Genomic DNA, 13,086 nt, shown 5'->3' with positions numbered 1-13,086 from the left:
ATTTCACATAGGATAAATATAAAGGATGTATAAATTAAAAATTGTAGCAAACCTATTAAAACAACAACGGTTGAAGTGAGGGAAGGAGGGTTACCTATGCTATATCAATATCATTGTGCGTGTTGTGACAAAGTTGTGGCATCAACTGACAAATCATGTCCATATTGTGGTTCACATCATATTCGTAGTCCTTATGGGTTATGGATGTTTTGTGTGATGGCTTGTTTGGCAGTAGTTGTTGTATTCAAAGTTGTCCATATTTATATTCAAAATCATCAGGATACACCTACTCAATCGACTTTATTAGATGTACTAAATGAAGGTGATAAAACTACGAAACAGTAGTAGTGCTTAATTTGCTACATACTTTTAAATAATGTGTGTTGGAAAGTTTATTGCTTAATTTTAACAAAATATAAAAAATAATAAAAAAAGCCCGCATTAAGCGGGCTTTTAATATATAGGGCTTAAAGGCCCGCCGCATCTTTAAGTACTTCAACTTTGTCAGTTTTTTCCCATGTGAATGCAGAATCTGAACCTTCACGACCAAAATGACCGTAAGCAGCTGTCTGTTTATACATTGGTTGAATCAAGTTAAGCATACGAGTAATACCAAATGGACGTAAATCAAAATGCTCACGTACTAATTGGATAATTAACTCATCAGAAACTTTTGCAGTACCAAAAGTATTGATTGAAATAGAAGTTGGTTCTGCAACACCAATTGCATAACTCACCTGAATTTCACATTTGTCAGCAAGTCCAGCCGCAACAATATTTTTAGCAACATAACGACCAGCGTATGCAGCTGAACGGTCTACTTTAGATGGATCTTTACCAGAGAATGCACCCCCGCCGTGACGAGCCATACCACCATAAGTATCAACAATGATTTTACGACCTGTTAAACCACAGTCGCCTACAGGGCCACCGATAACAAACATACCAGTCGGGTTAATATGGAATTTAGTGGCTGCATGGAACATTTCAGCAGGGATGATCGGTTTGATAATTTCTTCAATTACAGCTTCTTTAAGCTGAGTTTGAGTAATTTCAGGATCATGTTGAGTAGAAAGTACTACTGCGTCTAAACGTACAGGCTTGCCATTTTCATACGCAAAAGTAACCTGACTTTTTGCATCAGGACGTAACCATGGTAATGCACCTGAACGACGAAGCTCAGCTTGACGCTCCATTAAACGGTGAGCATAAGAAATAGGAGCTGGCATAAGCACATCAGTTTCACGACTTGCATAACCAAACATTAAACCTTGGTCACCAGCACCTTGATCTTCAGGTTTTTGGCGATCCACACCTTGTGCAATCTCAGGTGATTGTTTACCAATCATGTTGATTACGGCACAAGTTGATCCATCAAAGCCTAGATCTGAATGGTGATAACCGATACCGTTAACAGTTTGGCGAACTACAGCTTCTACATCAATATTCGCAGTTGTTGTGATTTCACCTGCAAGTACAACAGCGCCTGTTTTTACCAGTGTTTCACAAGCAACACGTGCGTATGGGTCTTCTTTTAAGATTGCATCCAAAATAGCGTCGCTAATTTGGTCGGCCATTTTATCGGGATGACCTTCGCTTACAGATTCCGAGGTAAAAACAGCGTACTCGCGCATGAAAGTCCTATCTTGGTTATTTCAAAAAGACATAATATGTTACATCGACTTGAGCTTGAGGACCAGTTCATACTGACTAAAAAGCATGAATTTCTTTCATTTCTACTATGTTTTAATTGATAAGTGTATCAGGGAAATTGATATAGCTAGATGAAAATTAATTATTTTTATATAAAAAATTTAAAAAAATGTCTAAATTTTAAACATTTGATTTTGTTAAATATTAACCAAAAATTTTAGACTATGAAGCGAAAGACTATAATTAAAGAGAATAAATATAACTTTATATGTTGATCAAAGCGGGATATCTCTACAATTGTTGAGGATAGAAGTACCCGTAAATAGTATTGTTTTACACAGCTTAAGAATCTAAATGTTTTTTGAGTAACCAAGAAAAGGTTAAAAATAAAGAAATATACCGTGTTGGGGTTTACCCCTAGGCGTTTTTTTAAGACAATATAGCGGCATTGAATGGTTATTCATCATCTTCTTTTCATCAATCTATTAAAATTGGATTCTGATCTATGACGACCCCTTTAAACGAACGTCGTATTGCAAACGCAATTCGTGTATTGGCAATGGATGCTGTGCAACAGGCAAACTCAGGGCATCCAGGTGCTCCAATGGGGATGGCAGATATTGCTGATGTCGTCTGGCGCGAGTTTTTAAATCACAACCCAACTAATCCACAATGGGCAAACCGTGACCGTTTTGTTTTGTCAAATGGTCATGGTTCAATGTTGCAATATGCTTTGCTTCATTTAACAGGTTATGATCTTTCAATTGAAGATTTAAAACAATTCCGTCAATTGCATTCAAAAACTCCTGGTCACCCTGAATATGGTTATGCACCAGGGATTGAAACAACGACTGGTCCTTTAGGTCAAGGTATTGCAAACGCCGTTGGTTTTGCATTGGCTGAAAAAACTTTAGCTGCTCAATTCAATAAAGATGATTTAAAAGTAGTTGATCACTTCACTTATTGTTTCTTGGGTGACGGCTGTTTGATGGAAGGTATTTCTCACGAAGTATGTTCATTGGCAGGTACTTTACAGCTTGGTAAATTGATTGCTTATTATGATGACAACGGCATTTCGATTGATGGTGAAGTAGAAGGCTGGTTTAGTGATGATACTGAAGAGCGTTTTAAAGCTTATGGCTGGCAAGTTCTTCGTGTAGATGGCCATGATGCTGATGCTATTCGTCAAGCAACAGTTGAAGCTAAAGCTGAAACTCAAAAACCAACGATTATTATTTGTAAAACAATTATTGGTTTAGGTTCTCCAAACAAACAAGGCAAAGAAGATTGTCACGGTGCGCCATTAGGTAAAGATGAAATTACCTTAACTCGTGAAGCTTTAGGTTGGACTGAAGAAGCATTTGTTATTCCTGCTGATGTATATGCTGCATGGGATGCTAAAGCAAAAGGTAATGAAGCTGAAGCAGCTTGGAATGAAGTATTTGCTCAATACCAAGCAAAATATCCTACAGAAGCAGCTGAGTTACTTCGTCGTATTAACGGTGATTTACCAGCAGAGTTTTCAGCTCAAGCAGATGCGTTTATTCGTGAGACAAATGCTAAAGCTGAAACTGTAGCAACTCGTAAAGCAAGTCAAAACACATTACAAGCATTTGGTCCTTTATTACCTGAATTATTAGGTGGTTCTGCGGACTTGGCTGGTTCTAACTTAACACTTTGGAAAGGTTGCCAAGGTGTTCAAGAAAACCCAGCGGGTAACTACGTTTACTATGGTGTACGTGAGTTTGGTATGACTGCAATTGCAAATGGTGTTGCATTACATGGCGGTTTCATTCCTTACGTGGCAACATTCTTAATGTTTATGGAATATGCACGTAACGCAGTGCGTATGTCTGCATTGATGAAACAACGTGTAATTCATGTTTATACACATGACTCAATTGGTTTAGGTGAAGATGGTCCAACACACCAACCAATTGAACAAATTGCTTCTTTACGTGGTACACCAAACTTAAATACTTGGCGTCCTGCTGATACTGTTGAAACAGCAATTGCATGGAAATCTGCTTTAGAGCGTAAAGATGGCCCTACAGCACTTATTTTCTCTCGTCAAAACTTGCCATTCCAAACGCGTACTGAAGAACAAATTCAGAATGCAGCAAAAGGTGGTTATGTTCTTGCTCAAGAGAAAGGCGAGTTGAAAGCAATTATTATTGCTACTGGTTCTGAAGTTTCTTTAGCAATGGAAGCTTATGCTCAGCTTGAAGGTGTTCGAGTTGTTTCAATGCCATGTGCTGAAGAGTTCATGAAACAAGATGCTGCATACCGTGAAGCTGTATTGCCAGCTCATATCCGTGCACGTGTTGCGGTTGAAGCAGCTCATGTTGACTACTGGTGGAAGTTTGTTGGTCTTGATGGCAAAGTAATTGGTATGTCAACTTATGGTGAGTCAGCACCAGCGAAAGACTTGTTCCAATTCTTTGGTATTACAACTGAAGCTGTAGTAGCTGCAGTAAAAGAATTGACTGCTTAATCTAATTAAGTAGTATAAAAAAAGCGCTCTGATTGGGGCGCTTTTTTTATAAATTTTTTAAATATTAAGCTCAGTTTGAATTGAAATATTAGAAGTTAAAAGCTTATGAATTGGGCAGCTTTCAGCAACTTTTAAAAGTCGTTTATGTTGATCTTCAGTAAATTCACCCTTTAGCGTAATTTTACGTTCAATGTTATTTTGACCAGCTTCCGGATCACCATTTGGATTTAAAGCTAAATCGACTTGTACATGCTCAAGCTTAATTCCTTTGTGATTTGCATACATTTCTAGTGTAATTGTAGTGCACGCGCCTAAAGCTGATAGTAAAAGCTGAACTGGATTTGGAGCTGTATCTTGTCCACCTTTATCAGTTGGTTCGTCTGCAAACCATTGATGACCTGACGGATCGGTAAGTGTTACTCGGTACGGAGTAGAAGTGCTTTGGGCTTGAACAGTGTTAGCCATGTTTTACCTTGTTATTTATCAATAAAATCGAAGTAAAAACCAATAAATCTGAAGGTTTCGGATAGAAAAATATCTATACTTTATAATATGGGTTTTGAATAACAACTGTAACGCTTTTATTGTTGCATGGATGAAACATATCGTTTTATAAAGAATAGTGAATTAAATTACTTGATGTATACACTAACGACTATATCAATAAAGGATACGAAAAATGCATCTTAAAACATTAAGCTTCGGTTTAGCAGCAGCGTTGGCAAGTACAGTTACTTTAGCTGCACCAGTGGATTATAAAATTGACCCAACACATACAGCGACTGTTTTCTCATGGAATCACTTTGGTTTTTCAACCCCAAGCGCTAACTTCTCGGACATCCAAGGTGTAATTAAAGTTGATAATGCTAAACCAGCAAATTCTTCTGTAAATGTGACAATTCCTTTAAGCAGTGTAAATACAAACGTGCCTGCTTTAGATAAAGAATTCCAACAAGAAGCTTGGTTTAATGCAGCTAAATATCCAAATATCACTTTCAAAAGTACGAAAGTAGAAACTAAAGATAAAAAACACTTCAAAATTACTGGTGACCTAACTGTTAAAGGTGTCACTAAGCCAGTTGTACTTGATGCTGTTTTAAACAAACAGGGTGAACACCCAATGGCAAAAGTTCCAGCGATTGGTTTCAATGCGACAACTTCATTCAATCGTTCTGATTTCGGTCTAGGCAACTATGTGCCTAATGTAGGTGATAAAATCACTGTAAACATTACGACTGAAGCAACGGCAGCTAGTGCAGCTAAAAAATAAGTTGTAAGTTTTCTAAAAAGTCCTCAATGATGAGGACTTTTTTAATTAGATTGGTTCTTTTTTATCGGGTTCTATAAAAACTAAGGGTTGAGAAGGATCTACATTTCTTTTTTCGGCTTTTTCTCTTAAAAATTGATAAGTTGGCACTTTCATTTTTGCCTGATCACGTAATTTCTTTTTAATATAAAGAACAAGAGCAAAGCAGGTGGTTGCTACGGTCAGCATCATGCCATTCATATAACTCATGATCGAACTTACGTAACCAATGGTGGTTAAGCGATGCATCATACGCTCAACTTGAGTACTAGTTTCAATACCAGTGATGGCCCAACTGCATAAATGTTCACAATTATTAATGATCAAATGATAATGGTTTTCGTGCATGCGTGAGCGCATACGTCGAACAACCACTTTTCCTTTGTAGCGTGGCGCATCATAAGAACGCACATGAATTTTTTTGCCATGAGAAAAGGCATCTAATGAAGTAATTTCAATGGGTCGTTTTTTGATGAAATGTGCTAGGCCTGAATAATGAATAACTCGACCTCTCCCAGAGTAAATACCATGATGGCTATAGCCGAGATGTTTTACAATAAGATGAGCCCCTAAAGGGTAGCGTTTATTTGTTTGTTGCATTTTCACGCTGATCCAATAAAGTTTTGATCACTTTTATTAAAAGCTGTTCACTATTATAACGAATATAGTTGTGCTCTAGTGTATTGTTTAGGTGGAATAAGCGCCTTTCGGGTATATATCACATCAAAGCATTTTATTTAATAAAGTATTGCTATGAACAGAAAATGACATATGAGGTTTGCCATTAATGAAAATACTCATGCTGTGTATTATTAATTTTATGGTCTTTGGGCAATCTGCTTTAGCAGAAGAGTATAGCCAAATGCAAAATGCTACCGATGATCAATTTGAAGTCATTGAAATTTCAAATTTAAATCAATTGCGCTTATTTTTGCAAAATCCAAAAACGAGTCAATATTATAAAAGCTTCGACAATATTCAAGGCCAACTCAAATCATGCGAACAGCTTACTTTTGCAATGAATGCAGGTATGTTTCATTCTGGCTTCTCTCCAGTTGGGCTATATATTGAAAATGGGCGAGAGAGCCAACCTTTAAATGAAGATAATGGATGGGGTAACTTCTTTTTGCAGCCTAATGGAGTTCTAGCATGGAATGACAAACAAGCTATTATACTGACAACTGAACAATATAAAGCAAAAGCTTTTCAACCCGAATATGCAACTCAATCTGGCCCTATGTTGCTGATTAATGGCAAAATAAATCCCTTATTTCTAGCAAATAGCGATTCAAAGAAAATACGTAATGGGGTAGGTATAAAAAATAATAAATTGTATTTTGTGATATCTAAAAATAGAGTGAATTTCTATAGTTTTGCTCAGTTCTTCCAAAAAAATCTTGAAGTCGAGCAAGCTCTGTACCTTGACGGTTCTATCTCTAGTTTGTATTTGCCTAAGAATAACCGTAATGATAGAAAATTTTATATGGGACCTATTATTGGTTTAGTCAGCCACACAAATTGTGAAGTCAAATAAAATACAAAAAAGCCAGGACATGACTGGCTTTATAATTAATGAATAGATGGTTTTTGAATGAGTTCATTTAACTCTTTACGGCTATACCCACGGGAAATAAGAACTTTTTTTATTCCCATAATGACATCTTCATCTGTTGCTTGTGCAAGCGCACTTAGAAGTTGTTCATTAGTTTTACATGAGCAGTCATTTTCAACACAAGCAGTTTGATTCTTATGCTCGTTATGCTGTTGATCTGCTAAGAACAGCTTTTGCCAAAAACTCATAGAGCCTTCATATACAACCTAACATAGATCGAAATATAGCCAAATTAAATTAAAATACAAGTCTCTATAAGTGATAAATCCACCAGTTGAACTAGAGAATTTTCGATAGTAATGGTTGAGTTAAACGAAATTATGACGAATAGATGACTTGATATTTTTTTTAAATTTAAATACTTAATTAAAAGGTGTTGAAAAATAAGGAGATATTTAATCTCCTTATAAAATAGTGTTACATTGAAAAATTTTGTTTAAATCTTCTCAAGTAATACACCTGACTCAACATGATGTGTATAAGGGAACTGATCAAATAAAGCAAACTTAGTCACTCGATGAGTTTTTGTCAGCGTTTTTAAATTTTCATATAAAGTGTCGGGATTACATGAAATGTAGATGATACGCTCAAAACCTTGTAAAAGTTTTAAAGTTTCATCATCAATTCCTGCACGCGGAGGGTCTACAAATACGGTATCAAAGTTATAACTTCGAATATCAATATTTGCTTCTTGCAGACGACGGAACTCACGCTCACCTTGATAAGCTTGAGTAAACTCTTCAGCTGATAGGCGTGCTACCTGAATATTATCGATCTGGTTTTGTTCAATATTCCATTGAGCCGCATAAACTGATGATTTAGCAAGTTCGGTAGCAAGTACGCATTCGAATTTTAGTGATAATGGAAGGGTAAAGTTACCGTTACCACAATAAAGTTCTAGTAAATACTTTTTCGAACCCTCGGCTGCATCACATGCCCATTGCAGCATTTTTTTGCAAACTTGAGCATTCGGCTGAGTAAAACTGCTTTCAATTTGTTTGTATTTGAATGTACGGTTTAAAAGTTCAAATTCTTCTACAACAAAGTCATCGCCAATAACAACTTTCTGACCTCGGCTACGGCCCATAATTTTAATATTTAGTTTTTCAGCAAGTGCTTTAGCTGCTTGTTCCCACTCCTGATTAAGCTTACGGTGATAAATCAGGGTAACTAGCATTTCTCCACTAAGTGTTGCGAGAAAATCAACTTCAAATAAACGCTGTGAAAGTAAAGGCTCAGCTTTGAGTTCTGCTAAAAGGCGAGGCATTAAATCGTTAATGCTTTTGTCTGCAATAGGAAAATCATCTATGCGGACAACTGTTTTTTGCTTGTCTTCATCATTGCGTTCAAACATGGCATAGAACATATCATTTTCTGTATGCCAGATCCGAAATTCAGCACGCATACGGAAATGTTGTTCAGGTGATTCAAACACTTCTAATGTAGGCGGTGTAAATTCAGAAAATTGAGTAGTAATGCGATCAATTTTAGCTTGAAGTTGTTGACGATAAGAAGAGGTCATAGACAAAGAAAATTTAGACAGAATCAAATAGTGAATGGTATCAAAAAAATCGAGCTTGCAGGAGCCAATTTTAGTCAGATATTCATAAAGAAATAGGGTACTTAAATTAGAGATGATTTAAGACGCGGTTAATAAAATCTGATTTTATTGCTCTATATTGATCGGGATCTAAATGGCTACACTGTAATTTTAATTGATTATATTCATGCACCAACAGCGGTGAATCTATAAGCTTATTTCTAAATGTTAAGAAAAACGTAAATACTGAATCGGCTACTACAATTTGAAATGCAACTTCATCATCGTTCATTGATTCAAGCATGCAAAGCTCATGTGTCCTAAGGGTATTTTGTTTTTCTATAAAATTAAGTGTTTTTAATTGTTCTATTGCGAATTCAAATTGATCAGACATCACTTCAATATAAATGTCTAAATCACCTTTTGAAATCGCATTTGGGATTGCAGACGAACCAATATGTTCAATTTTGGCAAATGGTAAAAGGGAGGAGATATTCTTTTTATATGAGTTGAAAAGATGAACACAATTTTGTTGATATTGTTCTGGTTCTAAAAAGATCATTATGAAATTCGCTAATCGATAACATTTATATATTTAAAAAGAGATTACTCGATTAAACAAAAAAGCCCAAATACTGAAATTTGGGCTTTTTAGATAAATTTATGTGTTAGTCAGACATAGTCATTAAGCTTGCATTGCCACCAGCAGCAGCTGTATTCACACTAATTGCACGTTCAATCACTAAACGTTCAAGTGTAACCGACTCGTTTGATTCAACATGTGTAATGCCAACAATTGCGCCAGAGCGGCTAGCAATTTCTTGCTGTAAAGAAAGAACCTCTTCACGACTACCATGGTGTAAAACAGCATCAAAATTATCTGATGTGATGTTTTTAACTGTAGTAATCGCATCAAGAACATCTTTTGGCAACGTTTGTTTATGTTTTGCCAACAATGGACTATTTGGCATTACAGCAGCTTGGCTACCCACTGCAAAAATTGCGAGCAATTGATGTAATTGATTTTGTTCATTGTCGGCAATTGAAAGCACACGGTGACGCGGCAAAATAATATATTGGTTACTTTCCCCAGTAGGGCCTTGTAACTCATAAAACTTGCCTACACCAAATGGTTCAATTTCACGACTTGCTTGTGGTAAATGTTGTTTCGCCCAGTTTTGTAAGCTTTGATAAACCTCACGGTTAAAGCCTTCAAAAATGGTTTGCTCATTTTTTACCGCAAATGGAGTTGCTAATACTTTATTTGAACAATCCTGCATTAAGCGATACATGTAAAGAGGGCCACCCGCTTTAGGACCTGTACCAGATAAACCTTCACCACCGAATGGTTGAACGCCAACAACGGCCCCAACAATATTACGGTTGATATAAAGGTTACCAACTTCAGCATGTTGAATTACGGTTTGGATGGTTTCATCAATACGAGTATGTAGACCCATTGTTAAGCCATAACCTTTAGCATTAATGCGTGAGATGAGTTGTTCAAGCTCACCATACTTATAGGTAATGATATGTAAAACCGGACCAAAAACCTCACGCTGTAAGTCATCGAGGTTAGGTAACTCAATTGCTGTTGGTACAACAAAAGTTCCTTTATCTAATTCAGTTTGGCTTGTCGCTCCAAACATCAATTGATGTACTGGATAGCCCTTAGACTTCATTTTTTGGATGTGCTGGTCAATCGTCTGTTTTGCTTCGTCATCAATAACTGGACCAATGTCAGTTTTTAAAATAGCAGGGTTGCCTACAATTAACTGTTGCATTGCACCTTTAAGCATTTTAATAACGGTTGCAGCACTATCTTCTTGTACACATAAAATACGTAAAGCAGAGCAACGTTGACCTGCGCTATCAAATGCAGAACTTACAACATCAAGTACAACTTGTTCAGTTAATGCAGATGAGTCCACAATCATTGCATTCTGGCCACCAGTTTCTGCAATGAGAGGAATAGATTGACCATTAGCAGCTAAACGTTTTGCAACTGTCTTCTGCAAAATTTTTGCAACCTCAGTTGAACCGGTAAACATGATGCCATCAATGCGTCGATCTTGGCTAAGCTGAGCACCTACTGTTTCACCACGACCTGGTAATAACTGTACAGCACCATGTGGAATACCCGCTTCCCATAAAATTTGCACTGCTTGAGCTGCGATTAAAGGTGTTTGCTCGGCAGGTTTTGCAATAACGCAGTTACCACTAACTAGTGCTGCAGCAATTTGACCAGAGAAAATCGCAAGAGGGAAGTTCCAAGGGCTAATACAAAGTACAGTACCAAGTGGCTGAATGGTTGTATTGTTAGGAAGATTTTCAACCTGAGTTGCATAGTAACGTAAGAAATCTACAGCCTCACGAACTTCTGCAATGGCATTCGCATAAGTTTTACCACTTTCACGGCAAAGTAATACCATTAACTCTTGGATACGGCTTTCCATAAGGTCAGCTGCACGTTTTAAATATTGAGCGCGTTGATCTTTAGGTGTATTTGCCCACTCAATTTGTATTTGTTCAGCTGCATTAAGTGCAATTTCTACATCATTAAGATCAGCTTCTTGTACATAACCAACAATTTCATCATTTTGTGCTGGGTTTGTAATTGCAATAGAATGACCTTGTTTCGATAAATCGCTATTTCCTAATAATGGATGGCTCTGCCAAATACGGTTACGTAACTGTTGAGCTGTGCTATCTAAAGCTGCAAGTGGGGTGTCATTTGCTAAGTCATAACCTTTAGAGTTTTTACGAAGCGTTCCGTACATATCTAAAGGTAGTGGAATTGATGGATGTTTTAAACCAACTGAACCTTCAAGCTTAGCTGCATTACGAATATCATAAATTGGAGACTGGATAAGATCTTCAACTTTAAGTGTTTTATCGGCAATACGGTTAACAAATGAAGTATTCGCACCATTTTCAAGTAAACGACGGACTAAATAAGCTAACAATGTTTCGTGGTTACCAACCGGAGCATAAATACGGCATGGCACGCCTAATTTATTTTGTTCACGTGGACCAACAACTTGTTCATAAAGTGGTTCACCCATGCCATGTAAGCATTGGAATTCATATTGACCAGCATAATACTTGCTTGGATCAGCTAAATGATAAATTGTTGCTAGTGTTTGAGCATTGTGAGTCGCAAATTGTGGATAGATGAACTCAGGCGCTGCAAGTAATTTTTTAGCACAAGCAATATAAGACAGATCTGTATGCACTTTACGTGTGAAGACAGGGTAGTCATCCATACCTTCGATTTGCGCTTTCTTGATTTCGCTATCCCAATATGCACCTTTTACAAGGCGAATCATGAGACGCTTTTGGCTGCGTTTAGCAAGATCAATAATATAATCAACTACGAAGAAACAGCGTTTTTGGTAAGCTTGAATAACGAATCCAATACCTTTCCAGTTCTCAAGTTCTGGCTCAAAACAAAGACGCTCAAGTAACTCAAGAGAAATTTCTAAACGTTCAGATTCTTCTGCATCGATATTTAAACCAATGTTGTACTGTTTAGCTAAACGAGCGAGCTCAAATACTTTGCCGTAGAGTTCTTTGTGAACACGTTCAATTTGCGCACGTTGGTAACGTGGATGTAAAGCAGAAAGCTTAATTGAGATACCAGGGCCATCATAAACGCCTTTACCATTAGACGCTTTACCAATTGCATGAATGGCTTGTGTGTAATCGTTAAAGTAGCGTTCAGCATCATGTTTGGTTAAGGCAGCTTCACCTAACATGTCATAAGAATAGCGGAAACCTTTATCTTCAAGTACTTTTGCGTGGTCGACAGCTTCTTCGATGGTTTCACCAGTTACAAACTGTTCACCCATCATACGCATTGCTACATCAACTGCTTTACGAATAATGCCACGACCACTACGGGCTAAAAGGCCAGTAAGTACACTTGAAAGACTGGTTTGCTTTGGTGTCTCCATAAGCTTACCGGTTAACATGAGGCCCCATGCTGCAGCATTTACAAACATTAAGCTACTTTGGCCAACGTGTTCTTTCCAGTTACCTTGATTGATTTTATCGCGAATGAGCAAATCACGTGTTGCTGTGTCTGGTATACGAAGCAAAGCTTCAGCAAGACACATCAAAGCCACGCCTTCTTGTGAAGACAGAGAGAACTCTTGTAATAACCCTTGAACAATACCCGCTTTACCCGAAGAGGTCTTACGTTCACGTAAATTATGGGCAAGGTTAAATGCAAGATCATAAATTTTATGATCTAAATCATCAGATACCGCAGCAGCTTGTAATAGCTCTTCTACAGCTTCAGGTTCGGCACGACGCCAAGCTGTATTAATGCGTTGTTCAAACTCACTTTTATCGTTGAATTCGGTGATATAGCCTTGGTGAGATTTATCCATTTGATGAAAAGTATCCATTGTGTTCATATCTATTTCCGCCAACCAGCTCTCGTAAACTCATCTTGAGTAGAGAGGTTTAGATAATTT

At 37.2% G+C, this 13,086-nt stretch carries 11 protein-coding genes; 4 read left to right on the top strand and 7 right to left on the bottom strand.

Annotation, left to right across the window (positions count from 1 at the left end):
- Nucleotides 1-96 precede the first annotated feature (96 nt).
- Nucleotides 97-345 (top strand): hypothetical protein, encoded by a 249-nt coding sequence (locus J582_RS27080; RefSeq protein ID WP_004702072.1) that lies wholly within the window; start codon nt 97-99, stop codon nt 343-345.
- Nucleotides 346-467: 122 nt separating this feature from the next.
- On the opposite strand, the gene metK is transcribed toward J582_RS27080, so the two are convergent.
- Nucleotides 468-1,634, bottom strand: coding sequence for a methionine adenosyltransferase (gene metK / locus J582_RS12420; protein ID WP_002049844.1), 1,167 nt, complete (start codon nt 1,632-1,634; stop codon nt 468-470).
- A 524-nt stretch (nt 1,635-2,158) separates the two neighbouring features.
- On the opposite strand from metK, the gene tkt reads away from it, so the two are divergent.
- A complete protein-coding gene (gene tkt / locus J582_RS12415; RefSeq protein ID WP_002050084.1) occupies nt 2,159-4,147 on the top strand; it encodes a transketolase in 1,989 nt (662 codons plus the stop codon).
- A gap of 57 nt (nt 4,148-4,204) precedes the next feature.
- On the opposite strand, the gene J582_RS12410 is transcribed toward tkt, so the two are convergent.
- Nucleotides 4,205-4,612: an OsmC family protein gene (locus tag J582_RS12410; protein ID WP_002049929.1), complete on the bottom strand. Its 408-nt coding sequence runs from the start codon at nt 4,610-4,612 to the stop codon at nt 4,205-4,207.
- Between the two features lie 214 nt (nt 4,613-4,826).
- On the opposite strand from J582_RS12410, the gene J582_RS12405 reads away from it, so the two are divergent.
- Nucleotides 4,827-5,417 (top strand): YceI family protein, encoded by a 591-nt coding sequence (locus tag J582_RS12405; protein ID WP_002049792.1) that lies wholly within the window; start codon nt 4,827-4,829, stop codon nt 5,415-5,417.
- A 45-nt stretch (nt 5,418-5,462) separates the two neighbouring features.
- Here J582_RS12405 and J582_RS12400 read toward each other — a convergent pair whose 3' ends face one another.
- Nucleotides 5,463-6,053, bottom strand: coding sequence for a lecithin retinol acyltransferase family protein (locus J582_RS12400; RefSeq protein WP_032047964.1), 591 nt, complete (start codon nt 6,051-6,053; stop codon nt 5,463-5,465).
- Between the two features lie 187 nt (nt 6,054-6,240).
- On the opposite strand from J582_RS12400, the gene J582_RS12395 reads away from it, so the two are divergent.
- Nucleotides 6,241-6,987: a phosphodiester glycosidase family protein gene (locus J582_RS12395; protein ID WP_032047963.1), complete on the top strand. Its 747-nt coding sequence runs from the start codon at nt 6,241-6,243 to the stop codon at nt 6,985-6,987.
- A 35-nt stretch (nt 6,988-7,022) separates the two neighbouring features.
- Here the strand turns inward: J582_RS12395 and J582_RS12390 are convergent, their stop codons facing one another.
- From J582_RS12390 to putA, 4 genes are all read right to left on the bottom strand, one after another.
- A complete protein-coding gene (locus J582_RS12390) occupies nt 7,023-7,253 on the bottom strand; it encodes a hypothetical protein (protein ID WP_002050077.1) in 231 nt (76 codons plus the stop codon).
- A gap of 248 nt (nt 7,254-7,501) precedes the next feature.
- Nucleotides 7,502-8,587, bottom strand: coding sequence for a tRNA (uridine(54)-C5)-methyltransferase TrmA (trmA, locus tag J582_RS12385; RefSeq protein WP_032047962.1), 1,086 nt, complete (start codon nt 8,585-8,587; stop codon nt 7,502-7,504).
- A gap of 106 nt (nt 8,588-8,693) precedes the next feature.
- Complete coding sequence (locus tag J582_RS12380) at nt 8,694-9,167, bottom strand: GrpB family protein (protein WP_004709162.1); 474 nt, start codon at nt 9,165-9,167, stop codon at nt 8,694-8,696.
- A 106-nt stretch (nt 9,168-9,273) separates the two neighbouring features.
- A complete protein-coding gene (putA, locus tag J582_RS12375; RefSeq protein WP_032047961.1) occupies nt 9,274-13,026 on the bottom strand; it encodes a trifunctional transcriptional regulator/proline dehydrogenase/L-glutamate gamma-semialdehyde dehydrogenase in 3,753 nt (1,250 codons plus the stop codon).
- Nucleotides 13,027-13,086 lie beyond the last annotated feature (60 nt).

The organism is Acinetobacter sp. 1566109, assembly GCF_000582255.1.
Lineage (GTDB): Bacteria > Pseudomonadota > Gammaproteobacteria > Pseudomonadales > Moraxellaceae > Acinetobacter > Acinetobacter nosocomialis.
The sequence above is the reverse complement of the archived record's forward strand: the minus strand, read 5'-3'. Positions and strand labels throughout refer to the sequence as shown.

Bases quoted from the DNA above. Each gene is read 5' to 3' on its own strand.
- J582_RS27080 (WP_004702072.1), top strand. From the start codon at position 97: ATGCTATATCAATATCATTGTGCGTGTTGTGACAAAGTTGTGGCATCA.
- metK (WP_002049844.1), bottom strand. From the start codon at position 1,634: ATGCGCGAGTACGCTGTTTTTACCTCGGAATCTGTAAGCGAAGGTCAT.
- tkt (WP_002050084.1), top strand. From the start codon at position 2,159: ATGACGACCCCTTTAAACGAACGTCGTATTGCAAACGCAATTCGTGTA.
- J582_RS12410 (WP_002049929.1), bottom strand. From the start codon at position 4,612: ATGGCTAACACTGTTCAAGCCCAAAGCACTTCTACTCCGTACCGAGTA.
- J582_RS12405 (WP_002049792.1), top strand. From the start codon at position 4,827: ATGCATCTTAAAACATTAAGCTTCGGTTTAGCAGCAGCGTTGGCAAGT.
- J582_RS12400 (WP_032047964.1), bottom strand. From the start codon at position 6,053: ATGCAACAAACAAATAAACGCTACCCTTTAGGGGCTCATCTTATTGTA.
- J582_RS12395 (WP_032047963.1), top strand. From the start codon at position 6,241: ATGAAAATACTCATGCTGTGTATTATTAATTTTATGGTCTTTGGGCAA.
- J582_RS12390 (WP_002050077.1), bottom strand. From the start codon at position 7,253: ATGAGTTTTTGGCAAAAGCTGTTCTTAGCAGATCAACAGCATAACGAG.
- trmA (WP_032047962.1), bottom strand. From the start codon at position 8,587: ATGACCTCTTCTTATCGTCAACAACTTCAAGCTAAAATTGATCGCATT.
- J582_RS12380 (WP_004709162.1), bottom strand. From the start codon at position 9,167: ATGATCTTTTTAGAACCAGAACAATATCAACAAAATTGTGTTCATCTT.
- putA (WP_032047961.1), bottom strand. From the start codon at position 13,026: ATGAACACAATGGATACTTTTCATCAAATGGATAAATCTCACCAAGGC.